This is a genomic window from Streptomyces sp. NPDC030798 (assembly GCF_055572275.1).
In genome coordinates this window covers 46,724-68,033 of record NZ_JBVIDR010000018.1, presented here as the reverse complement: position 1 = coordinate 68,033, position 21,310 = coordinate 46,724, and the positions used below count along the sequence as shown (strand labels likewise).

At 74.0% G+C, this 21,310-nt stretch carries 23 protein-coding genes; 11 read left to right on the top strand and 12 right to left on the bottom strand.

The window, feature by feature from the left end; translation table 11 throughout:
• Entirely contained in the window at positions 1–858 is an 858-nt protein-coding gene (locus ACZ404_RS32505) for an EamA family transporter (protein WP_468446195.1), read from the bottom strand.
• 111 nt (positions 859–969) lie between these two features.
• Between ACZ404_RS32505 and ACZ404_RS32500 the strand changes: the two genes are divergently transcribed.
• Together ACZ404_RS32500 and ACZ404_RS32495 are read left to right on the top strand one after the other, a co-directional pair.
• Positions 970–1,542, top strand: a complete 573-nt coding sequence (locus tag ACZ404_RS32500; protein WP_468446194.1) for a helix-turn-helix domain-containing protein — start codon at positions 970–972, stop codon at positions 1,540–1,542.
• A gap of 58 nt (positions 1,543–1,600) precedes the next feature.
• Positions 1,601–2,158: a YbaK/EbsC family protein gene (locus ACZ404_RS32495; protein WP_468446192.1), complete on the top strand. Its 558-nt coding sequence runs from the start codon at positions 1,601–1,603 to the stop codon at positions 2,156–2,158.
• A gap of 2 nt (positions 2,159–2,160) precedes the next feature.
• Here the strand turns inward: ACZ404_RS32495 and ACZ404_RS32490 are convergent, their stop codons facing one another.
• Positions 2,161–3,207: a cation diffusion facilitator family transporter gene (locus ACZ404_RS32490; protein WP_468446190.1), complete on the bottom strand. Its 1,047-nt coding sequence runs from the start codon at positions 3,205–3,207 to the stop codon at positions 2,161–2,163.
• A 59-nt stretch (positions 3,208–3,266) separates the two neighbouring features.
• Between ACZ404_RS32490 and ACZ404_RS32485 the strand changes: the two genes are divergently transcribed.
• Positions 3,267–3,641 (top strand): ArsR/SmtB family transcription factor, encoded by a 375-nt coding sequence (locus ACZ404_RS32485; RefSeq protein ID WP_468446188.1) that lies wholly within the window; start codon positions 3,267–3,269, stop codon positions 3,639–3,641.
• A gap of 130 nt (positions 3,642–3,771) precedes the next feature.
• Here the strand turns inward: ACZ404_RS32485 and ACZ404_RS32480 are convergent, their stop codons facing one another.
• From ACZ404_RS32480 to ACZ404_RS32470, 3 genes are all read right to left on the bottom strand, one after another.
• Positions 3,772–3,912, bottom strand: a complete 141-nt coding sequence (locus ACZ404_RS32480; protein ID WP_468446186.1) for a hypothetical protein — start codon at positions 3,910–3,912, stop codon at positions 3,772–3,774.
• A 137-nt stretch (positions 3,913–4,049) separates the two neighbouring features.
• Positions 4,050–5,687 (bottom strand): APC family permease, encoded by a 1,638-nt coding sequence (locus tag ACZ404_RS32475; RefSeq protein ID WP_468446184.1) that lies wholly within the window; start codon positions 5,685–5,687, stop codon positions 4,050–4,052.
• A 202-nt stretch (positions 5,688–5,889) separates the two neighbouring features.
• Entirely contained in the window at positions 5,890–6,309 is a 420-nt protein-coding gene (locus ACZ404_RS32470) for a CoA-binding protein (protein ID WP_468446182.1), read from the bottom strand.
• 146 nt (positions 6,310–6,455) lie between these two features.
• Between ACZ404_RS32470 and ACZ404_RS32465 the strand changes: the two genes are divergently transcribed.
• The 5 genes from ACZ404_RS32465 (at position 6,456) to ACZ404_RS32445 (ending at position 12,679) form a co-directional block, all read left to right on the top strand.
• A complete protein-coding gene (locus tag ACZ404_RS32465) occupies positions 6,456–7,193 on the top strand; it encodes a hypothetical protein (protein ID WP_468446180.1) in 738 nt (245 codons plus the stop codon).
• Positions 7,190–7,759: a SixA phosphatase family protein gene (locus ACZ404_RS32460; RefSeq protein WP_468446178.1), complete on the top strand. Its 570-nt coding sequence runs from the start codon at positions 7,190–7,192 to the stop codon at positions 7,757–7,759. The genes ACZ404_RS32465 and ACZ404_RS32460 overlap by 4 nt, the downstream gene beginning before the upstream one ends.
• Before the next feature lie 35 nt (positions 7,760–7,794).
• Positions 7,795–8,421, top strand: coding sequence for a YigZ family protein (locus tag ACZ404_RS32455; protein ID WP_468446176.1), 627 nt, complete (start codon positions 7,795–7,797; stop codon positions 8,419–8,421).
• A 107-nt stretch (positions 8,422–8,528) separates the two neighbouring features.
• Positions 8,529–9,692 carry an exonuclease SbcCD subunit D gene (locus ACZ404_RS32450; RefSeq protein ID WP_468446174.1) on the top strand — a complete coding sequence of 388 codons (1,164 nt, stop codon included), beginning with the start codon at positions 8,529–8,531 and terminating at the stop codon, positions 9,690–9,692.
• Positions 9,689–12,679 (top strand): AAA family ATPase, encoded by a 2,991-nt coding sequence (locus ACZ404_RS32445; RefSeq protein ID WP_468446172.1) that lies wholly within the window; start codon positions 9,689–9,691, stop codon positions 12,677–12,679. Before ACZ404_RS32450 ends, ACZ404_RS32445 begins: the two co-directional genes overlap by 4 nt.
• Before the next feature lie 6 nt (positions 12,680–12,685).
• Here the strand turns inward: ACZ404_RS32445 and ACZ404_RS32440 are convergent, their stop codons facing one another.
• Positions 12,686–13,132: an Lrp/AsnC family transcriptional regulator gene (locus ACZ404_RS32440; RefSeq protein ID WP_468446170.1), complete on the bottom strand. Its 447-nt coding sequence runs from the start codon at positions 13,130–13,132 to the stop codon at positions 12,686–12,688.
• 94 nt (positions 13,133–13,226) lie between these two features.
• On the opposite strand from ACZ404_RS32440, the gene ACZ404_RS32435 reads away from it, so the two are divergent.
• Together ACZ404_RS32435 and ACZ404_RS32430 are read left to right on the top strand one after the other, a co-directional pair.
• On the top strand, positions 13,227–13,700 hold the full coding sequence (locus tag ACZ404_RS32435; protein ID WP_468446168.1) for a rhodanese-like domain-containing protein: 474 nt from the start codon (positions 13,227–13,229) through the stop codon (positions 13,698–13,700).
• A 37-nt stretch (positions 13,701–13,737) separates the two neighbouring features.
• Positions 13,738–14,253, top strand: a complete 516-nt coding sequence (locus ACZ404_RS32430; RefSeq protein WP_468446166.1) for an immunity 21 family protein — start codon at positions 13,738–13,740, stop codon at positions 14,251–14,253.
• Positions 14,254–14,284: 31 nt separating this feature from the next.
• Here the strand turns inward: ACZ404_RS32430 and ACZ404_RS32425 are convergent, their stop codons facing one another.
• From ACZ404_RS32425 to ACZ404_RS32410, 4 genes are all read right to left on the bottom strand, one after another.
• A complete protein-coding gene (locus ACZ404_RS32425) occupies positions 14,285–15,520 on the bottom strand; it encodes a cytochrome P450 (protein WP_468446164.1) in 1,236 nt (411 codons plus the stop codon).
• 33 nt (positions 15,521–15,553) lie between these two features.
• The gene (locus tag ACZ404_RS32420) at positions 15,554–16,945 is read right to left on the bottom strand and encodes an NAD(P)/FAD-dependent oxidoreductase (RefSeq protein ID WP_468446162.1); all 1,392 of its coding nucleotides are present in this window, start codon (positions 16,943–16,945) and stop codon (positions 15,554–15,556) included.
• Positions 16,935–17,189, bottom strand: a complete 255-nt coding sequence (locus tag ACZ404_RS32415) for a ferredoxin (protein WP_468446160.1) — start codon at positions 17,187–17,189, stop codon at positions 16,935–16,937. Before ACZ404_RS32415 ends, ACZ404_RS32420 begins: the two co-directional genes overlap by 11 nt.
• 161 nt (positions 17,190–17,350) lie before the next feature.
• Positions 17,351–18,028, bottom strand: a complete 678-nt coding sequence (locus ACZ404_RS32410) for a hypothetical protein (protein WP_468446363.1) — start codon at positions 18,026–18,028, stop codon at positions 17,351–17,353.
• Between the two features lie 173 nt (positions 18,029–18,201).
• Between ACZ404_RS32410 and ACZ404_RS32405 the strand changes: the two genes are divergently transcribed.
• On the top strand, positions 18,202–19,029 hold the full coding sequence (locus tag ACZ404_RS32405) for an SDR family oxidoreductase (RefSeq protein WP_468446158.1): 828 nt from the start codon (positions 18,202–18,204) through the stop codon (positions 19,027–19,029).
• Positions 19,030–19,042: 13 nt separating this feature from the next.
• Here ACZ404_RS32405 and ACZ404_RS32400 read toward each other — a convergent pair whose 3' ends face one another.
• On the bottom strand, positions 19,043–20,734 hold the full coding sequence (locus ACZ404_RS32400; protein ID WP_468446156.1) for a DUF885 domain-containing protein: 1,692 nt from the start codon (positions 20,732–20,734) through the stop codon (positions 19,043–19,045).
• A gap of 33 nt (positions 20,735–20,767) precedes the next feature.
• Complete coding sequence (locus tag ACZ404_RS32395; RefSeq protein ID WP_468446154.1) at positions 20,768–21,259, bottom strand: Lrp/AsnC family transcriptional regulator; 492 nt, start codon at positions 21,257–21,259, stop codon at positions 20,768–20,770.
• Positions 21,260–21,310: the final 51 nt, after the last annotated feature.

The window sequence follows — 21,310 nt, the reverse complement described above, 5'->3', positions numbered from 1 at the left end:
TCAGCCCGTCGCGAGCAGCACCGTGCCCAGCAGGGCGAGGCCCGCCCCCGCCGCCTGGATGCCGCGCAGCCGCTCGCTGAGGAAGCCGCGCGCGGCCAGGGCGGTCACCACCGGGTAGAGCGAGGCCAGCACGGCCGCCACGGTGACCGGGCCGTGCTGGGCGGCGACGGCGTAGGTGCCGTTGGCGGCCACGTCCGCGAGGCCGACGAAGGCCAGGGCCGGCAGCGCGGCCCGGCCGAGCCCGCCCTCCGGCAGCGCCGGGGTGCCCCGCCGGACGGAGGCGTACAGCACCGCACCGCCCGCCGCGACACTCGTGACGCGCTGGACGAACAGGGACAGGAACAGGCCGGTGACGGTGGTCGAGGCCTCCGTGATCAGTGCGAACACCGTGCCGAAGCCCAGCGCGGCGACCAGGGTCAGGAGGATCGTCCGGCGCTGCACGGGCGCGCCCCGGAGCTGAGGGCCGCCCGCGAGGACGACACCCGTGACGGCGACCGCGATGCCGGAGACCTGCAGCAGACCGGGCCGCTCGCCGAGCACCAGGCCCACTCCGACGGGCACGGCGACGCTGAGCGTGGCGAGCGGGGAGACGACCCCCATCGGGCCCAGCGCCAGGGCCTTGTAGAAGGAGAACACCGCCACCGGGCCGGCCAGACCGGCCGCCACCGCGAACCACAGCCGCGGACCGGCCTCGCTCCAGCCACCGGTCGCCACCACGATCGCGCCCAGCACGGCCGCCGCGATCGCCTGCGAGACGACCACCACGGTCAGCGCGGGCGTGCGGCGCGTGAGCAGGCCTCCGCCGAAGTCGGCCAGCCCCCACAGGAGACTGGTGGTCAGCGCGAAGAATGCTGTCACGGGCCACCTCGCAGTACAGTGCGATGAACGAACGGGTACACCCCACCGTAGTTCAGCAAGATGGACCCTGTCATTCACTGTAGTGACCCCGACGGAACCGATGGATGTGACGTGTCGGACCTCGACCTGCTGACCCAGTCCCTGGCGCGCAACGTCAAGCGCTGGCGCACCGAACGCGGCTTCACCCTGGACACGCTGGCCGCCCGGGCGGGAGTCAGCCGGGGCATGCTCATCCAGATCGAGCAGGCCCGCACCAACCCCTCCATCGGCACCGTCGTCAAGATCGGTGACGCCCTCGGCGTCAGCGTCACCACGCTCCTCGACTACGAGCAGGGCCCCAAGGTCCGCATCGTCCCCGCCGACCAGGCCGTACGGCTGTGGCACACCGAGGCGGGCAGCTACAACCGGCTGCTGGCCGGCACCGAGGCCCCCGGCCCGCTGGAGATGTGGGACTGGCGTCTGATGCCCGGCGACCGCAGCCCGTCCGACCCGCACCCGGCCGGCACGGTGGAACTCGTCCATGTCACGGCGGGCGACCTCACCCTCACCGTGGACGGCGTGCCGCACGTCGTACCGGCGGGCGCCAGCGCCACCTTCGAGGCCAACACCCCGCACGTCTACGGCAACGAGGGCGACGTCCCGGTGGAGATGGTGATGACCGTCTCGGTGCCCCCGGTGCGCTGAGCACCCGGCCCCCGGGCTGTCGCCGAACGCCCCCCGCACGGACTGTTAGCGTGCGGGCATGCGCGCCCCCATCGGACACTTCGACACCGCCGTCCCGGCCCCCGACTGCCTGGACGAGCTGATCGCCCCGGTCGCCGACGCCGTACGCCACTGGCGGGGCGGCGTACCCGCCGACCGGATCGTCTGGGTCGACACCGACCCGCGCTGGGCCGACACGGCCGTCTTCGTCGAGCATTACGGGCGCGACCTGCTGGAGCGCTCGGCGAACTGCGTGGTGGTCGCGGGCAAGCGGGGCGGTGGGACCACGCTCGCGGCCTGTGTGGTGCTCTCCACCACCCGGGCCGACGTCAACGGCGTCGTGCGCCGCCGGCTCGGCGCCCGCAAGGCCTCGTTCGCGTCCATGGACACCGCGACCGGCGAGACCGGCATGGAGTACGGCGGCATCACCCCGGTCGGGCTGCCCGCCGACTGGCCGGTCCTGGTGGACTCGGCCGTGGTCGACCTGCCCTACGTCCTGGTCGGCAGCGGACGCCGGCGCGGCAAGCTGCTGGTGCCGGGCAAGGCGCTCGCCGAGCTGCCCGGCGCGGTGGTGATCGAGGGGCTCGGGGTGGCCTGAGCTCAGCCCGTCAGATGGTGGGCCAGCGCCAGATGCGGGTCGGTCTCGCCCGGCACCGGCGCCGGATCGGCGTGCACCAGGGCGGCCGTGAGTCCCGGCACGGCGTGCAGCAGGGCGTGCTCGGCCTCGACCGCGATCGCGTGGGCCTCACGGACCGTCGCCGCGCCGTCCACGACGACCGCCAGCTCGGCCCGCAGCCGGTGCCCGATCCACCGCAGCCGCAGCTCGCCCACCCCCCGCACACCCGGCACCGTGCGCACCGCCTGCTCGGCCTCGTCCACCAGCGCCGGGTCGACGGCGTCCAGCACCCGGCGGAACACCTCCCGCGCCGCGTCCCGCAGGACCAGCGCGATCGCCGCCGTGATCACCAGCCCCACCACGGGATCGGCCAGGTGCCACCCCAGCGCCGAGCCGCCCGCGCCCAGCATCACGGCGAGCGAGGTGAACCCGTCCGTGCGGGCGTGCAGCCCGTCGGCGACCAGCGCGGCCGAGCCGATCTCCCGGCCCACCCGGATCCGGTAACGGGCGACCCATTCGTTGCCCGCGAACCCCACCAGCGCGGCCACCGCCACCACCGGCAGGTGCGCGACCGGGCGCGGGTCGAGCAGCCGGCCGACGGCCGCCCAGGCCGCGAACGCGGCGGAGGCGGCGACGGTCAGCACGATGGCCAGACCCGCGAGGTCCTCCGCGCGCCCGTAGCCGTAGGTGAACCGCCGGGTGGCCGCGCGCCGGCCCAGGACGAAGGCGATGCCCAGCGGTACGGCCGTCAGCGCGTCCGCCGCGTTGTGCACGGTGTCCCCGAGCAGTGCCACCGACCCGGACACCGCGACCACCGCCGCCTGCGCCAGCGCGGTCGCCCCGAGCACGGCCAGCGACACCCACAGCGCCCGCATGCCCCGCGCCGAGGACTCCAGGGCGGGGTCGAGCCTGTCGGCGGTCTCGTGCGAGTGCGGGGTCAGGAGATGGGTGAGGCGGTGGCGCAGCCCGGGGGACGGGTGGGCATGGCCGTGCGGTGCCTCGTGGTGCCGATGCGTGTGCCGGTCGCTCACCGGGATCCCCTTCCGTCCGGGAGTGGACGTACCGCGTCCACGGGGACCATTATGTGCCTATGAGCGCACGCATGCACCTGTCACCTGCGCATCATGAGCAGCAGCGCACCCCGGGCGACGAGCAGTTCACCGTGGCGGCCGAGCTTCTGGGCCTGCTCGGCGACCGCACCCGCCTGACCCTGCTGCACGCGCTGACGGCGGGGGAGGCCGACGTCACCACGCTGACCGGAGCGTGCGCCGCCGCCCGCCCGGCCGTCAGCCAGCACCTGGCCCGGCTGCGCCTGGCCGGGCTGGTGAACACCCGCAAGGAGGGCCGCCGGGTGGTCTACTCCCTGCGCGACGGCCATCTGCGCCGGCTGGTCGAGGAGGCCCTGAAGGTGGCCGACCACCGCCTCGCCGAACGGCGCCCCGACGACCCGTCCGAGGCCCAGTAGGCGGCGGCCGAGCCCGGGTACTGCTCCGCGAAGGCCGCCGCCCCGGCCGACGAGGTGAACAGCCGGCACAGCCGGGCCGGCGTGGTGCCCGCGCGGAACGGATCCCCGGAGGACACCGCGGTCCGGACGGCTACTCGGAGGCGTCCTTGCGCCGGGTGTGGACTACCAGCAGGTCGGCGAGCAGGAAGGCGTCGTGCTGGGCGAGGTTCAGGTCGACGGAAGCGGCCCGCAGCAGGTTGCCGACGGTGAACCCGGCGGGCCCGGCGCCCACGACGACGACCGCACGGCGCTGCGCGGACGCGGAGCAGGGGTGGGGGAAGGGTCTGTCACCCCGGCATGACGACGGTGTCCCGTCAGCCCGGGCGGAACTGCCGCCCGGGCTGACGGGACACAGGGGTGCGGGTGCGGTCAGTGCGCCGGAGCGTCGGTGACCACGACCTCCTCGATGCTGCGCTCGATCGCCTCGGGCTTCGACGCGGTGGCCTTGGCCCAGAAGTAGATGCCGAGCGAGAACACCGCCACGACCGCGATGTCCCACCACAGTCCGATGTAGCCCCGGCCGCCGAAGCCGCCGAGCCAGGAGATCACGCCCATGCCCACCAGGTAGCCGGGCAGCCACTGCGCGGCCTTGAAGTCCAGCCGGGGCGCGTCGGGCAGGTTCTTGCGGATCGCGTACCAGGCGTAGGAGCCGAGCAGCACGTAGCCGAGCAGGATCGCGAAGCCGAGGCGCCACAGAGTGTCCCAGCCGGCCCAGTAGATGATCAGGTTGGCGACCACGAACGACAGCGGCGAGATGAACCTGCCGCCGGGCAGACGGTAGGGGCGCTCCATGTGCGGCAGCCGGTCGGCGAAGACGCCGTACGCCAGCGGCGCACCCGCGTACATCAGGACGCTCGCCGAGGTGATGAAGCCCACCAGCTCCTGCCAGCTCGGGAACGGCAGGAAGCAGATCACGCCGGTGACGAAGGAGATGATCAGGCCGAACCACGGCACACCGCGCTTGTCGGTCTTGGTGAAGAGCTTCGGCGCGTAGCCGTTCTTCGCCAGGCCGTAGGAGACGCGGGAGGTGGCGGTGGTGTAGATCAGGCCGGTGCCGCCGGGGGAGATGATCGCGTCCAGGTAGAGCACGAAGCTCAGCCAGCCGAGGCCGACCAGGGTCGCCAGGCCCGCCCAGGGGCCGCTGATGCCCGGGAAGTCCAGCTTGGCCCAGCCGTGCGCGAAGGAGCTGTGCGGCAGCGCGAGGATGAACACGACCTGCAGCAGGATGTAGATCACGGCGCCGATGGCGACCGAGCCGAGCGTCGCGCGGGGCAGGTCGCGCTTCGGGTCGCGGCTCTCACCGGCGAGCTGGATCGCCTGCTCGAAGCCGAGCAGGGCGAAGATGATGCCGCTGGAGCTGATCGCGCCGAGCACGCCCTTGGCGCCGAAGGGGGCGAAGCCCTCGGAGGTGAAGTTGCCCGGGTGGAAGTTGCCGATCGCGATGACGAAGATCGCCGCGAGGGGGACCGCGATCTTCCACCAGGTGGCGGCGCTGTTGGTGTGCGCGAGGGCACGGACACCGAAGAAGTTCACGGCGACGAAGATCGCCATGAGGACGAGTGCGGTGAGGAAACCGCTGGTGGAGAGGGTGCCGTCGGCGTGCTGCAGGCCTTCGGCCCACTTCCAGTGCTTGGCGTACCCGATCATGGCCTCGACCTCGATCGGGGCCACGGTCGCCGCCTGGAGCCAGGAGAACCAGCCGAAGGACATGCCGGCCAGGCCGCCGAACGCGTAGTGCGGGTAGCGGGCGGTGCCGCCCGCCACCGGGAACATGCCGCCGAGTTCGGCGTGCACGAGCGCCAGCAGCACGATGGCCACCGCGCCGATCACCCACGAGATGATCGCCGCGGGACCGGCCACCACGACCGCCTTCTCGGCGCCGAAGAGCCAACCGGACCCGATGATGGAGCCCACGGAGGCCCACATCAGTCCGATCAGCCCCACGTCCCGGCGCAGGCCGCCAGGGTCTTTCGTGGCAACCGGCACAGCATGGTCGACTTTCACCATGTCAAGTGGCCTCTCAGATCGTAAACGCAGGATTAACGAGCAAGGACGCCACAGGTTAGGAAGTCTTTCCGCGCCGACAAAAGAGTGGTTGCCAAATTTTGACCCGGGATCTTGCCTGTCTTGGTCACAGCCTTCGTACAGGTCAGACCGCGGGTCGAATGTCAATATTCAGCCGTGAATTGTGAGAAGACGGTGAGACAGCCTAGGAGGCGGGCAGCTGGAGGCGGGGAATTTCGATCGCCGGGCAGCGATCCATGACCATGTCAAGTCCGGCCGCCCGGGTCCGCTCCTGGGCGGCCTCGTCCACCACACCGAGCTGGAACCACACCGCCTTCGCGCCCTTCGCCACCGCCTCGTCGGCGACCGCGCCGGCCAGGCCGCTGTTGACGAAAACGTCGACCACGTCCACCTCGAACGGGATCTGCGCGAGCGAGGCGTACCCCCGCTCGCCGTGCACCGTCTCCGCCTTGGGATGCACCGGCACGATCCGCTTGCCGAACCGCTGCAGCACCCGCGCCACCCCGTAGGCGGCCCGCCCCCGGTTGGCGGACAGGCCGACCACCGCCCAGGTGTCACCCAGCTCGGTCAGGATCCTGCGGACCGTCGCGTCGTCGCCGTGCACACGTGCCTCCTCGGGCTGCGGGGGAACCGTCGTGACGGGCAACAGCGCCCGTCAGGGGCTGATTCCCGCCCCCGGTACCCCGCCACGGTGCCCGGAATCGGCGCAAGGTGCCCACGTACGGCCGCCCGCACGCCTACGCTCGGGCCGTGCTGCGCATCCTCGACGCCCGAACCGGTGAGTCCGTCGCCGCCGCGCCCGCGCGCCGCGGCCTGACCCGCATCGAGGCCCACGCCCGTGGCCTCGACCCGACCGCCCTGCGCGTCCTGCTCACCGCCGACCTCCTCGTCCGCGCCCTGGAACTCGGCGGCACCCCCGTCTGGGCGACCCTCGCCGCACCCCGTGACCCGGTGGAACTGCGCACCGCCGCGACCATCCTCGCCATCCGCCCCTTCGAGGACGGCCGCGACCTGGCCTCGGGGCTGGGGGAGGCGCAGGTGGTGCACGTCCTGGGGGAGGACGACCCGGTCCCCGGGAACGGGACGGTGCTGTCGGTGGCGCCGGTGCTCTCGTCGGAGGCCGACACGCCGCTCGCGGAACTCCTCTCCTCTCCCACCACCCTGCGCCTCGCCCTGCTCACCGCCCCGCGCGGCGAGCCGGTGCGGCTGGACGCCGGTGTGCTCGGCGAGGCCGAGCACCGGCTCGCCCGCTGGCGCCGCGCCGTGGCCGGGTGGGCGCGGAGCCCCTCGCGGCCCGTGCCCGACGAGGTGCGGGCGCGGCTGCGGGCCGCCTGGGAGGACGACCTCGACCTGCCCGGCGTGCTCGGCGTGCTCGGCGACGTGGAGAGCGCCCCCGGCCTGCCGGACGGCGCCCGCTTCGAGACCTACGCCTACGCCGACCGTCTGCTGGCCCTCGACCTGGCCCGTGACCTCGGGAGCCTCGCGTGATCGAGCGGGCGGGCGCGGGCCCGCTGCGGCGGCTGGTCGTGCTGCGGCACGCCAAGTCCGACTGGCCCGAGGGCGTCGCGGACCACCGCCGCCCGCTGGCGCCGCGCGGACTGCGGGACGCCCCGGCCGCGGGCCGCGCCCTCGCCGAGGCCGACTGCCTGCCCGACCTCGCTCTGTGCTCCCCCGCCGTCCGCGCCCGCCGCACCTGGGAACTGGCCTCCGCGCAGTGGGGCACCCCGCCCCCGGTGCGCTACGACCGGCGGCTGTACGGGGCCGCCGCACCGGAGCTGCTGGAGGTGGTGCGCGAGACGCCGCGCGAGGTCGAGACGCTGCTGCTGGTCGGGCACAACCCCGGGCTGGAGGAGCTGGTCGTGACACTGGCCCGGGACGGCCTGGACGACACGCTCGCCCGGGTGCGCGTGAAGTTCCCCACCTCCGCCGTCGCCGTCCTGTCCTGGCGCGGCACCGGCTGGCCGGCCCTCGGCCCGGGCACGGCCCTGCTGACGTCGTTCACCGTGCCGCGCGGGAAGAAGGGGGGCGGGCGGGACGGCGGCAGGAAGGGGTAGCCGTGGGGGCCCGGCGCCCCGCATAGGCTGGCGGGATGCAGGACGAGTACCGCACCGTCGCGCGCGCGGGTGTGCACGAGACCGAGGTCAACCGCTCCCGCTTCCTGTGCGCGCTCGGCCCCGCGGCCACCGAGCAGGAGGCCCAGGAGTTCATCGCGGCCGTGCGCAGGGAGCACGCCGACGCCACGCACAACTGCTGGGCGTACGTCATCGGCGCCGACGCCTCCGTCCAGCGGGCCAGTGACGACGGCGAACCGGGCGGCACCGCCGGCGTCCCCATGCTCCAGATGCTGCTGCGCCGCGACATGCGGTACGTCGTCGCCGTCGTCACCCGCTACTACGGCGGCGTCAAGCTCGGCGCCGGCGGGCTCATCCGGGCCTACGGCGGAGCGGTCGGCGAGGCCCTCGACGCGCTCGGCACCCGCACCAGGCGCCGCTTCCGGCTGGCCACGGTGACCGTGGACCATCAGCGCGCGGGCAAGGTCCAGAACGACCTCAGGTCCACCGGGCGCGAGGTGCGCGACGTCCGCTACGGCGAGGCCGTGACCCTGGAGGTCGGCCTGCCGGACGCCGAGGTGGACGCCTTCCGCGCGTGGCTGGCGGATGTGACGGCGGGCACGGCCGGGTTCGAACTGGGCGGAGAAGCCTACGGAGATGCCTGACCTTCCGGATCAATCGGACATAACGGTCTTTCGGCGGGCCGGTCATGACGGTTCGATACGGGAGTAACCGCCCGTGCTGTCGGACCCGGCCGTTAGTCTCGGGGATCATGAGGATCCTGCACACGTCCGACTGGCATCTCGGCCGGGCCTTCCACCGGGTGAACATGCTCGGGGCCCAGACCGGGTTCATCGGTCACCTGGTCGCCACCGTGCGCGAGCGCGCGGTGGACGCGGTGGTCGTGTCGGGCGACGTGTACGACCGGGCGGTGCCCCCGCTGGCGGCCGTCGAGCTGTTCGACGACGCCCTGCACCGCCTCGCCGGCCTCGGTGTGCCCACGGTGATGATCTCCGGCAACCACGACTCCGCCCGCCGCCTCGGTGTCGGCGCCGGGCTCATCGACCGCGCCGGCATCCATCTGCGCACCGAGCCGTCCGCCGCCGGCACCCCCGTCGTGCTGCGGGACGCCCACGGGGACGTGGCCTTCTACGGGCTTCCGTATCTCGAACCGGCCCTGGTGAAGGACGAGTTCGGGGTCGACCGTGCGGGACACGAGGCCGTGCTGGCCGCCGCCATGGACCGCGTGCGCGCCGACCTCGCCACCCGCGCGCCGGGTACCCGCTCCGTCGTCCTCGCCCACGCCTTCGTCACCGGCGGACAGGCCAGCGACAGCGAGCGGGACATCACCGTCGGCGGCGTGTCCGCCGTACCGGCCGCGGTCTTCGACGGCGTGGACTATGTGGCGCTCGGGCATCTGCACGGCTGCCAGACCCTGACCGAGCGCGTGCGCTACTCGGGCTCCCCGCTCGCCTACTCCTTCTCCGAGGCCGACCACCGCAAGAGCATGTGGCTGATCGACCTGGACGCGGCCGGCTCGGTCACCGCCGAGCGGCTCGACTGCCCGGTGCCGCGCCCGCTCGCCCGCATCCGGGGCACCCTGGAGGACCTGCTCGCCGACCCCGGTCTGGCCCGGCACACCGGCGCCTGGGTGGAGGCCACCCTCACCGACCCGGTCCGTCCCGCCGACCCCATGGCCCGGCTCGCCGAGCGCTTCCCGCACACGCTCAGCCTGGTCTTCGCGCCCGAGCGCGCCCCCGACGACCCCGAGGTGTCGTACGCCCGGCGCCTCGCCGGCCGCAGCGACCAGCAGATCGCCCAGGACTTCGTCGCCCATGTGCGCGGCGCCGGGCCCGACGCGCAGGAGACGGCCGTGCTCCGCGAGGCCTTCGACGCGGTGCGCGCCGACGACGCCGTCCGTGAGGTGGCGCGATGAGGCTGCACCGGCTCGACCTCACCGCCTTCGGGCCCTTCGGCGCCACCCAGAGCGTCGACTTCGACGCCCTGTCCGCCGCCGGGCTGTTTCTGCTGCACGGCCCGACCGGCGCCGGCAAGACCTCCGTCCTGGACGCCGTGTGCTACGCGCTCTACGGCTCCGTGCCCGGCGCCCGGCAGAGCGGCCAGGGCATGAACCTGCGCAGCGACCACGCCGAGCCGGGCACCCGCACCGAGGTCCGGCTCGAACTCACCGTCGCCGGACGCCGGCTGGAGATCACCCGGCAGCCACCGTGGGAGCGCCGCAAGCTGCGCGGCACGGGCACGACCGTCGACAAGGCCCAGACGTGGCTGCGCGAGTACGACGCACCGGCCGGCGCCTGGAAGGACCGCAGCCGCTCCCACCAGGAGATCGGCGAGGAGATCACCCAGCTCCTCGGCATGAGCCGCGAGCAGTTCTGCCAGGTCGTCCTGTTGCCCCAGGGCGACTTCGCCCGCTTCCTGCGCGCCGACGCCGAGGCCCGCGGCCGGCTGCTGGGCCGCCTCTTCGACACCCGGCGCTTCGCCGACGTCGAGAAGCGGCTCGCCGAACGCCGGAAGGCGACCGAGGCGCGGGTGCGGGAGGGTGACGCCGCGCTCCTCGCCGACGCGCACCGCATGCAGCAGGAGGCGGGCGACGCCATGGAGCTGCCCGAGCTCGCCGCCGGCGAACCGGGCCTCGCCGAGGCCGTGCTCGGCGCCGCCGCCGTCGCCCGCAGCACCGCCCGCGAACGGCTCACCCTCGCCCACTGCCGCCTCGAGGCCGCCGAGTCCGCCCACGCCGCGGCGCGCCGCGCCCTGGAGCAGGAGCGCGAACTCGCCCGGCTGCAGGGCAGGTTCGCCGAGGCCCGGCGGCGCGCCGAGCGCCTCCAGGAACGGTCCGGCGCCCACCGCGAGGACCAGGAGCGGATGGAGCGCGCCCGCAAGGCGGAGGCGGTGGCGCCCGCGCTGGAGCTGCGGGAGGCCACCGAGGCCGAGCACCGGAACGCCGCCGAGGCCGAGGCACGCGCGCGCGGCACGCTCCCCGGTTCCCACGCCGATGCCGGCCCGGCAGGACTCGCGGCCGCCGCCCGTCGCGCCGCCGAGGAGCTGGGCGGCCTGGAGTCGGCCCGGCGCGCGGAGACGCGGCTCGCCGGCCTGGCCGAGGAACGGGCCGGCCTGGACCGGCAGGAGCACGCCGACGAGGAGGTGCTGCGCGAGGCCGACACCTGGCTGGCCGGGTGGGACGCCCTGCGCACGGCACTGCAGTCCCGCATCGATTCCGCCCAGGAGGCCGCCACCCGCGCCGAACAGCTGGATGTGCAGCGCGAGCCCGCCCGGCGCCGCCTGGCCGCCGCGCGCACCCGCGACGCACTGGCCGCGGACCTGGAGGAGGCCCGGCACCGGATCCGCGCCTCCGAACAGCGGGCTCTCGACGCTCGCGCCCACTGGCTGGACCTGAAGGAACAGCGCCTGAACGGCATCGCGGCGGAGCTGGCCGCGCACCTCACCGACGGCGAGCCCTGCGCCGTCTGCGGCGCCACCGAGCACCCCGCGCCCGCCCGCAAGGACGCCGGACACGTCGACCGCGCGGCCGAGGAGCAGGCCCTCGCCGCCCACCAGAGGGCCGCGGAACAGCACACCGAGGACGAGCGGCGCCTCGGCGTCGTCCGCGAGGCCCTGGCCGCCGCCACCGCCGAGGCGGGCGACACCCCGACCGACCGACTCGCTGCCGAGGCCGAGGCGCTGGAGCAGGAGTACGCCCGCGCCCGCCGCGACGCCTCCGCCCTGCACGCCGCGCACGAGGAGCTGCGCAAGGCCGAGCGGGAACGCGAGCAGCGCCTGGACGCCCGTCAGCAGGCCGCCGTCCGCACCGCCTCCCGGGTCACCCGGCGCGAGGCCCTGGAACGCGAACAGGCGGCCTTGGAGGAGGAGTTGGCGCAGGCGCGCGGAACCGCCGCCAGTGTGGCCGCCCGCGCCGCCCAGCTGGAGCGGCAGGCCGCCCTGCTCACCGACGCCGCCGAGGCCGCCCGCGCCGCCGAGGACGCCGCCCAGCGACTCAAGGACGCCGACGCCCGCCTCGCCGACGCCGCCTACCGCGCCGGCTTCGACACCCCCCGCGCCGCGGCCGCCGCCCTCCTCGATGCCGCGGCCCACCGCGAGCTCCAACACCGCCTGGACGCCTGGCAGTCGGAGGAGGCGGCCGTCCGGGCCATGCTCGCCGAGACCGACGCCGCGACGGCCGCCCGGCAGCCGCCCGCCGACCCCGCCGCCGCGGAGCGGGCGGCGGTGGGGGCAGAGCGGCGGCTGCGCGAGGCCGCCTCCACACGCGACGCGGCCGCCCGCTGCTGCACGGAGCTGGACCGCCTCTCCGCACGCGCCACCGACGCCGTCCGCCGGCTCGGCCCGCTGCGCGAGGAGTACGACCGGGTGGCCCGCCTCGCCGCCCTCACCGCGGGCACCTCCGCCGAGAACGAACGCCGTATGCGCCTGGAGTCGTACGTCCTGGCGGCCCGCCTGGAGCAGGTCGCCGCCGCCGCGACCGTGCGCCTGCAGCGCATGTCCTCCGGCCGCTACACCCTCGTCCACTCCGACGACCGCACCGGACGCGGCCGCAGCGGCCTCGGCCTGCACGTCGTCGACGCCTGGACCGGCCGCGAGCGGGACACCGCCAGCCTCTCCGGCGGCGAGACCTTCTTCGCCTCCCTCGCCCTCGCCCTCGGCCTCGCCGACGTGGTCACCGACGAGGCGGGCGGTGTCCGGCTGGACACCCTCTTCATCGACGAGGGCTTCGGCAGCCTCGACGACCAGACCCTGGACGAGGTCCTCGACGTCCTCGACTCCCTGCGTGAACGCGACCGCAGCGTCGGCATCGTCAGCCACGTCCCCGACCTGCGGCGGCGGATCCACGCCCAACTGGAGGTCGTGAAGGGCAGATCGGGCTCCTCGCTGCGCCGGCGGGGCGTGTGAGGCGGCTCAGCGGCCGACGGGGCGCCGGGGCAGGGGAGAGGAGTACACCACGCTCGTGGTGACCGAGCCCAGCGCGCCGATCCGGCCGGAGATCTCCTCCAGATGCGGCATCGAACGGGCGGCGACCTTGATCACGAAACAGTCGTCCCCCGTCACATGGTGGGCCTCCAGGATCTCCGGCGTCACCGCCACCAGGTCGTGGAACGGCTTGTAGTTGCCGTTCGGGTAGCGCAGCCGCACGAAGGCGAGGATCGGCAGGCCGAGGCGCTCGGGGTCGACGACCGCCGCGTACCCCTGGATGACCCCGGCCTCCTCCAGGCGGCGCACCCGCTCGGTGACCGCGCTCGGCGACATGGAGACGGCGCGGGCCAGCTCGGCGTAGCTCGCCCGGCCCTCGCGCTGCAGGACGTCCAGGATGCGCCAGTCGGTGGCGTCCGGGGAATACATGGTCATGCCGGATGGATAGCAGGGAAATCCCCGGCCGATCAAGGCCGACCCCGGGGATCGTCGGTTCAGTGTGCGAGCGGGCGGCCATAGATTTTCCGCCATGACGATCGACACCGTGAACCCCGTCCTGCGCGTCGCCCCCGCCGCCCCCGCCGAGGCCGCCGCCCACTTCCGGGCGAGCCTCGCCTTCCACACCGACGTCTCCGACGTGGCCGCGGCGCTCGCGGCCGGCGGCGACCCCGGCTTCGTCCTGGTCGACACCCGCTCCACCGAGTCCTGGGACCAGGGGCACGTCCCGGGCGCCGTGCACCTGCCGACCGCGCTCGTTCCCGAGCAGGCCGGGCAGCTCCTCGACCGGTCCGTACCCGTGGTGACGTACTGCTGGGGGCCGGGCTGCAACGGGGCCGCCCGCGCCGCGCTCGCCCTGGCCGAACTCGGCTACCGGGTCAAGGAGATGCTCGGCGGCTTCGAGTACTGGGCCCGGGAGGGCTTCCCGTACGAGACCTGGCAGGGCGCGGCCCGGCGCGGCGCCGACCCGCTGACCGCCCCCGTCGCCGGCGAGTGCGGCTGCTGAACCGAGGTGCCCCGTGCGGGGCGTGTAGGTTCTGCGCATGGCTCGATACGCGGAACCAGGCGCGCTGGAGTGGGTGGAGTCGGGCGGCGGCCCGCTGATAGCCGTACCGGAGACGGTGCTGCCGTTCTGGGCGGGCGCCGACAGCGAGGAACTCGACACGGACTACGACCGCGCCTGCGAGGTCGACGGCTACGTCGGCCTGCTCCCCGTCGGCGACAGCGCCGCCCTCGTCCTCGGTGACGAACCCGCATCCACCTCCTACCTTCCCGAACACGCCGCCTTCGTCCGCTGGTCCGCCGCCGGCTCCGAGCACGAACTGCTGGCGCAGGTCCCCGCCGCGCTCGAGACCGCCGTGTGGGAGCAGGAGATGTGCTGGAACGTGCCCGGCCCGGTGGTCCTCTTCGACTCGGCGTGGCCGGGCGGCGAGGCGGACCACCAGGAGCACCTGAGGATCCCCCTCGCGGCGGGGTCGTACGCCGTGCGCGCCACCTACGCCCAGCCGGGCCCGGAGACCTGGTTCGGCCTGGTCCAGCTCAGACGCCTGGCACCCTGAGCCGCCCGGTGGCCCGCTCCCCACGGCCCGCTCAGCGCAGCGCGTCGAAGGCGATCCTCAGATGGCGCGGGCCGCGCAGCACCGCGTTCTGCCGGTACGGCGGCGGGTCCTCGACCAGGCGCGGGTTCTCGAGCCGCCGGGCCAGCTCCGCCAGCGCGATCTGCGTCTCCAGCCGGGCCACCGGCGCGCCGAAGCAGCTGTGGATCCCACTGCCGAAGCCCAGGTGCTGGATGTCCCCGCGGTCCGGGTCGAAGCGCTCGGGATCGTGGAACCGCTCCGGGTCCCGGTTGCCGGCGGCGAGCACCAGCCAGATCCGCGACCCCTTGGGGATGGTCACGCCGCGTACCTCGATGTCGGCGATGCAGGTGCGCTGCGGCACCAGCTGCACCGGAGGCTCGTAGCGCAGGAGTTCCTCCACGATGTTGACCGACAGCCCCGGGTCCTGCCGCAGCCGCTGCAGGATCTCCGGGTGGCGCAGCAGGGTCAGCATGCCGTTGGTGATGAGGTTGACCGTCGTCTCGTGCCCGGCGATCAGCAGCAGCACCGACGTGCTGAGCACCTCCATCATCGTCATGGCACCGTCCGGCCCCTGGCTGTGCACCAGGTCGGACAGCATGTCGTCCTGCGGTTCCCTGGTGCGCTGCTCGACCAGCCCGGCCAGGTACATGCCGAGCTGCATCCGCGCCTCCTGCGCCGACTTCACGAACTCGGGGTCCGCCTCCTGCCGCGTCTCCGGGTCCAGGGTCGCGACCAGCGGGTCGACCCAGGCCCGGAAGCGCGGCTCGTCCTCCCGGGGCACGCCGAGCAGCCGGCAGATGACCGTCACCGGGAAGGGATAGGCGAACTGGTCGACCAGGTCGATCTCGCGCGCGTCCCCGAAACCGTCGATCAGCCCGGCCACGATCGAGGCCAGCTCGCCCCGCATGTCCGCCACCCGGCGCGGTTTGTGCGGCGGCCCGAACGCACTGTTCGCGATGCGCCGCAGCCGGTCGTGCTCCGGCGGGTCGAGCCGGATGAAGGAGGGCGGCAGCCCGGTGCTCTCCGTCTGGGACACCTCGTCGTCCCCGGCGGCGGCCAGATTGGCGGCGTCGGAGCTGATCCGCGGGTCGTGCAGGAGGCTCTCGATGTCGTAGTACGAGCTGATGACGTACGGACCGCCCTCCTCCTCGTGCAGCACCGGCGTCTTGCGGAGCTCCTCGTACAGCGGATACGGGTCGGCGCGGTTGGCGAAGTCGGTGATCTGGCGCACCAGCGAGGCTTGCGTCATGACAGGTCCTTGAGCGTCGGGGCCGGGCGGCGGTCAGTGCCGGGCCGGGGTGAAGACCAGCTGGCGGTCGGCCGGCGAGTAGCCGCTGAGGGTCACGGTGGGGCCGTGCGTGGGCAGGGAGGGGTCGGGGAAGTCGGCCGGGACGGGATGCCGGCCCTCCGGGCGGCGGTCGACCGTCGGGAACTCCACCGGGAACGGCGCGCCCCGCTCGATCTGCCGCTGGTAGAACTCCAGCCAGCGGGTGTTGTCGAAGCTCACCGCCGCCACCATCCGGCCCTGGTGGCCGTAGACGCCCACGAACCGGCGCTCCGCCAGCGAACCCTGGGTGATCATCAGCTGCTCGCCCATCGGCGGTACGCCGACCGACTTGACGTTGACGCCGAACATCGAGGACCAGAACGCCGGCATCCACAGGTGCGGCCGCCGGTCGGCGCCATGGCAGATCATGTTGTGCGCGGCCGTCTCCGCCTGGGCGACGGCGTTGCCCCAGTGCTCCAGCGACAGGAACTGGTAGCCGAACAGCGCGTGCGGGGAGCGCGCCACGTCCCCGGCGACGAAGACGTCGTCGGTGACGATGCCCCGGAAGTCGAAGGCCCGGCAGCCCGCGTCGCAGGCGATCCCCCGGGGCCCGGCGCCCAGCCCCGACCCGGTCAGCCACTCGGTGTTGCGCTGCGACCCCAGCGAGACGACGACCACGTCCGCCTCGACGACGCTCTCGTCGGACAGATGGACCGCCCGCACCCGCCCGACCGCGTCGCCCTCCAGCGCGGTCACCGTGACACGGGTGCGCAGATCCACGCCGTTCTCCACCTGCAGATCGGCGGCGACCGCACCGATCACCCCGCCGAGCGCCCCGACCAGCGGGGCGCCGGCACGCTCCGCCACCGTGACGGGGATCCCCATCTCCCGGCACGCGGAGGCGACCTCCGACCCGGCGAACCCGGCACCGATGACGAACACCCTGCGCGGCCCGGACTTCAGCCGCTGGTACAGATCGACCGCGTCGTCCCGGGTGCGCAGCAGACAGACGCCGTCCAGCCGGGCCTCCTCCTCCTTCGGCCACGGCCGGGCACGGACACCGGTGGCGATCAGCAGCCGGTCGTACTCCACCTCGTCCCCGTCGGCCAGCCGTACCCGCTTGGCGGCCAGGTCCAGCGCGGTCGCCGCGACACCCAGCCGCCACTTCGCGTCGACCTCCCGGCGGTGGGGCAGCTCCGTGTGGCGCGGGGAGGCCCTGCCGAGCAGAACCGCCTTGGACAACGGCGGCCGGTCGTACGGCTCGTACGGCTCGTCGCCGATCAGCGTGAGCGACCCGGCGAAGCCCTCCTCGCGCAGGGTCTCGGCGGCCCGCAGACCGGCCAGCGAGGCACCGACGATCACGATCCGGCCCTCACGGCGGAGCCAGTCGACGTAGTCAGCGACCATCGGACGCCTCCTGCCCGGACCCGGCCGCCGCACCGGCCGAGCCGCCCGCGCCGTCCAGGCCGTCGGCCGTGATCGCCTGCACCGGGCAGGCGGCGACGGCGCGTGCCAGCCGCTCCCGCTGCTCCTCCTCCGCCCGCGGGTTGTACACCAGCGCCTCCTCGCCGTGCATGGCGAAGACGTCGGGCGCGAGGAACGCGCACTGCGCGTACCCCTGACACTTGTTGAGATCGACGACGAGCCTCATCGACGCTGCGCCCCTTCCGGCGGCCAGGTCCGGTGGCGCACCGCCCGTAGGGTGCGGCACCTCCGGACGGCGGTCATGTCCCGCTCGCCAGCATGGGATCCCGGGCGGGGGCGTCGCGCGGCGGGAGGGCCGTTCGGGTGAGGTGCCGTCGGCGGCCGGGTTCAGGCCGGCTCGGCGGTACGGGGCCGCGCACGGCGGCTCACCACGAGGATGTGCACGCTGAGCACCAGCGACCAGGCGGGGAAGACCAGCTCCGCCCACGGCACGTTCGACGCCAGGGCCAGCAGGACCAGCGCCGTGAGGAAGCCCAGCAGCGACAGCCAGCGCGGCAGCACGCCCAGGCGGTGCCCGAGGACCGACAGGGAGCACACGAAGACGGCCGCCATGCGCATCGCGTACCCCGTCATCAGGGTGTACGCGAAGTGCCGGCCGAAGTCCCAGGAGGCGGGGGAGGGGGCGCTGCCCGCCGGGTGCGTGACCGCCAGGACGGCCGCGGCGGCCGCGGCGGCGCCGAACATCGTGGCGGTGAAGACCAGGCCGCTGCCCAGGAAGACGGTGGCGAGGAACCGGTCCTCGACCGCACCGACATGGGCCCGTACGGCGCCGATGAACCACAGGAAGAAGATCCCGGCGAACGGCACCAGCGCGAGCGCCGTCTGCACGGCACCGCGCCGGGCGGAGTCCGTGAACCCCTGTGCGGTGACCGCGTCGGCGCCCTGGGGAATCCCCAGCCGGACCAGCACGATCGCCGCCGCCAGCAACAGGGCGAACACCACCCCGGCCAGCCCGGCGGCCCGCGGCGTCTCGAGCGCCTGCTGCCCCGGCCCCTTTCCTCGCATCGGCGCCATGCCTCCTTCCGCACCGGCCCACGTGCCCAGCAAGCCGAGCCCGGCCCCGCCGCGCCACCGGGGGAGGCCACTTGGCGGAGCCCGGACCTCATCGCCCTGCGGTCCCGGCCCGCGCCGGTAATTCACTCGCGTCCCGCGGACCGGACTGCCTACCGTGGCCCCCCATGTCACGACCCGCAGACCTGTACCGCGACCCCCTGCCCCTCCGCGGCCGTACCGCCCTGGTCACCGGGGCCTCCCGGCGGGCCGGGATCGGGTGTGCCGTCGCCCGGCGGCTGGCCGCCCACGGCGCGAGCGTGTACCTGCATCACCATGTGCCGCACGACGCCGCCATGCCGTGGGGCGCCGACGACCCCGAGGCCGTGGCCGAATCCGTCCGGGAGGTGCTCGGTGATCCCGGGACGCGCGTCGTGCGGGGGCCCGGCGATCTGTCCGACCCCGCCGAACCGGCCCGCTTGGTCGAGACGGTCGTGGGCGAGTTGGGGCGACTCGACATCCTCGTCGCGAACCACGCCCTCAGCGGGTCCGACGGCGCCCTGGACGAGATCGACGCCGCGATGCTGGACGCCCACTGGGCGGTGAACACCCGCTCGGTGCTGCTGCTCGTCCAGGCGTACGCCCGGGCCCGCGCCCGGCTTCCGTCGGGCACCGGCGGCGGGCGCGTGGTGATGACGACCTCGGGGCAGGACCTCGGGGGCGGCATGCCCGGCGAGATCGCCTACGCCCTGCAGAAGGGCGCCCTCGCCTCGATCACCCGCTCGCTGTCCACCGCCCTCGCCGAGCACGGCATCACGGTGAACACCGTCAACCCCGGTCCCGTGGACACCGGTTACGCCACCGGCGAGGCCCACGCGGCCGTCGCCGCACGGTTCCCGGCGGGACGCTGGGGCGCCCCCGACGACCCGGCCCGGCTCATCGCGTGGCTCGCCACCGACGAGGCGGGCTGGGTCACCGGCGAGGTCGTCAACTCCGAGGGCGGCTTCCGGCGTTGAGACCTCGGGGAGGTCACAGCCGGGACAGCTCGTCCACCAGGTCGTCCAGGCCCAGCGAACCCTGCGACAGGGCCGCCATGTGCCAGGCCTTCAGGTCGAACGCGTCACCGTGCCGCTCGCGGGCGTTCTCCCGGCCCAGCAGCCAGGCCCGCTCGCCCAGCTTGTAGCCGATCGCCTGGCCCGGGATCGTCAGGTACCGGGTCAGCTCGCTCTCCACGAAGTCCGCCGGCCGGCTGCTGTGGGAGCCGAAGAACTCCTGCGCCAGCTCCGGCGTCCACCGCTCACCGGGGTGGAACGGGGAGTCCGCCGGGATCTCCAGCTCCAGGTGCATGCCGATGTCGACGATCACCCGCGCCGCCCGCATCATCTGCGCGTCCAGATAGCCGAGCCGCTCCTCCGGGTCCGTGAGGTAGCCCAGCTCGTCCATCAGCCGCTCCGCGTACAGCGCCCAGCCCTCCGCGTTGGCGCTGACGCCACCGATCGTGGCCTGGTAGCGGGAGAGGTCCTTGGCGACGTGCGCCCACTGCGCGAGCTGCAGGTGATGCCCGGGCACGCCCTCGTGATACCAGGTCGACACCAGGTCGTACACCGGGAACCGGGTCAGTCCCATGGTCGGCAGCCAGGTCCGGCCCGGCCGCGAGAAGTCCTCCGAGGGGGCCGTGTAGTACGGGGCCGCGGCGCCACCGGGCGGGGCGATGCACGACTCCACCTTGCGTACTCGCTCGGCGAGTTCGAAATGCGTGCCGTCCAGGTCCGCGATGGCCCGGTCCATCAGCCCCTGCAGCCACTCGCGGACCTCGTCGACGCCCTCGATGTGCCGGCCGTGCTCGTCCAGGTGCGCGAGCGCCACCCACGGCGTCCCGGCGCCGGGCAGGATCTTCTCCGCCTCCTGCTTCATCTCGCCGAGGATGCGGTGGAACTCCGACCAGCCGTACGCGTAGGCCTCGTCCAGGTCCAGGTCGGTGCCGTTGAAGTAGCGGGCCCAGCGGGCGTACCGCTCGCGGCCCACCGTGTTCGGCGCCCCCTCGACGGCGGGCGCGTACACGTCCCGCAGCCAGTCCCGCAGCTCCACCAGCGCGGCGGTCGCCGAGCGGGCCGCCTCGTCCAGCTCGGCGCGCAGCGCGTCCGGACCGGCGGAGGCGAAGTCCTCGTACCAGCCGCGGCCCTTGCCGTCGGTGTCCGTCCACTCGCTGAGCTGGTCGATGTACGTCGCCGTCGGCCGGGGCGCCGCGTACAGCTTGCGTTCCAGGCCCAGCTCCAGGGACTCCCGATAGCCCGCGACCGCGCCGGGCACCGCGCGCAGCCGCTCGGCGATCGCCGCCCAGTCCTCCTCGGTCTGCGCCGGCATCACCGTGAAAACGTCCCGCACCGAGTGGCCGGGCGTGCTCATGTTGCCCACCGCGCGCAGGTCTTCGTCCGCCTCGTACACGGCCAGTTCGGCGGTCAGCCGCTCCCGCAGCAGCCGCCCGCAGCGCCGCTCCACGTCGCTGTCCGCACCGGGCTGCCGCTCGGCCTCGTCGAGCTTCGCGAGGGTCGCCCGCGCCAGCCGAGCGCGAGCCGCGTGGCCGGCGGGCGAGTAGTCGGGCAGCCTGGTCGAACTCTCCTTGACACCGAGGTAGGTACCGGTGACCGGGTCGAGGGCGATGAGGTCGTCCACGTACGCGTCGGCGACCTGACGGGGCAGCGGGATGCGGATCTCAGACATGCCGCCCATCCTCATACGCCGACTGTGCCCGCGTCACCCGTGCCTCCCGGATTCAGCCGGGGGCAGAAGCGGCCCGCAGTCCCACTGCTGGAAGATCAGCCGGGTCTCCACCCGGGCCACCTCGCGGTGGGCGGTGAACTCGTCCAGCACCAGCCGCTGCAGGTCGGCCATGTCCGCGACGGCCACGTGCACCAGATAGTCGTCCGGGCCGGTCAGATGGAACACCGTCCGTGACTCCGGCAGTGCGCGGATCCGGTCCACGAACGGCCCCACCAGCTCCCGTCGGTGCGGTCTGACCTGCACCGACAACAGGGCCTCCAGGCCGCGCCCGAGCTTCGCGGGGTCCAGGCGCAGCTGGTGCCCCAGGATCACCCCGGAGCGGCGCAACCGGGTCACCCGGTCCAGACACGTCGACGGCGCCACCCCCACCTGCGCGGCGAGGTCCCGGTACGTGGTCCGGGCGTCGTTCTGCAACAGCCGCAGCAGATGGAGATCCACCGGATCCAGTACGACAGATTCGGCCATGCGCCGAACGTAACACGGGATCCAGCCCCACAGCCCCGTCCGCTGTTCACC

Excerpts from the sequence above, each read along its gene's own strand:
- ACZ404_RS32400 (WP_468446156.1), bottom strand. The coding sequence starts at position 20,734 with ATGTCTGAGATCCGCATCCCGCTGCCCCGTCAGGTCGCCGACGCGTAC.
- ACZ404_RS32435 (WP_468446168.1), top strand. The coding sequence starts at position 13,227 with ATGACGATCGACACCGTGAACCCCGTCCTGCGCGTCGCCCCCGCCGCC.
- ACZ404_RS32425 (WP_468446164.1), bottom strand. The coding sequence starts at position 15,520 with ATGACGCAAGCCTCGCTGGTGCGCCAGATCACCGACTTCGCCAACCGC.
- ACZ404_RS32405 (WP_468446158.1), top strand. The coding sequence starts at position 18,202 with ATGTCACGACCCGCAGACCTGTACCGCGACCCCCTGCCCCTCCGCGGC.
- ACZ404_RS32455 (WP_468446176.1), top strand. The coding sequence starts at position 7,795 with ATGCAGGACGAGTACCGCACCGTCGCGCGCGCGGGTGTGCACGAGACC.
- ACZ404_RS32485 (WP_468446188.1), top strand. The coding sequence starts at position 3,267 with ATGAGCGCACGCATGCACCTGTCACCTGCGCATCATGAGCAGCAGCGC.
- ACZ404_RS32475 (WP_468446184.1), bottom strand. The coding sequence starts at position 5,687 with ATGGTGAAAGTCGACCATGCTGTGCCGGTTGCCACGAAAGACCCTGGC.
- ACZ404_RS32410 (WP_468446363.1), bottom strand. The coding sequence starts at position 18,028 with ATGCGAGGAAAGGGGCCGGGGCAGCAGGCGCTCGAGACGCCGCGGGCC.
- ACZ404_RS32445 (WP_468446172.1), top strand. The coding sequence starts at position 9,689 with ATGAGGCTGCACCGGCTCGACCTCACCGCCTTCGGGCCCTTCGGCGCC.
- ACZ404_RS32430 (WP_468446166.1), top strand. The coding sequence starts at position 13,738 with ATGGCTCGATACGCGGAACCAGGCGCGCTGGAGTGGGTGGAGTCGGGC.
- ACZ404_RS32440 (WP_468446170.1), bottom strand. The coding sequence starts at position 13,132 with ATGACCATGTATTCCCCGGACGCCACCGACTGGCGCATCCTGGACGTC.
- ACZ404_RS32495 (WP_468446192.1), top strand. The coding sequence starts at position 1,601 with ATGCGCGCCCCCATCGGACACTTCGACACCGCCGTCCCGGCCCCCGAC.
- ACZ404_RS32415 (WP_468446160.1), bottom strand. The coding sequence starts at position 17,189 with ATGAGGCTCGTCGTCGATCTCAACAAGTGTCAGGGGTACGCGCAGTGC.
- ACZ404_RS32450 (WP_468446174.1), top strand. The coding sequence starts at position 8,529 with ATGAGGATCCTGCACACGTCCGACTGGCATCTCGGCCGGGCCTTCCAC.
- ACZ404_RS32420 (WP_468446162.1), bottom strand. The coding sequence starts at position 16,945 with ATGGTCGCTGACTACGTCGACTGGCTCCGCCGTGAGGGCCGGATCGTG.
- ACZ404_RS32395 (WP_468446154.1), bottom strand. The coding sequence starts at position 21,259 with ATGGCCGAATCTGTCGTACTGGATCCGGTGGATCTCCATCTGCTGCGG.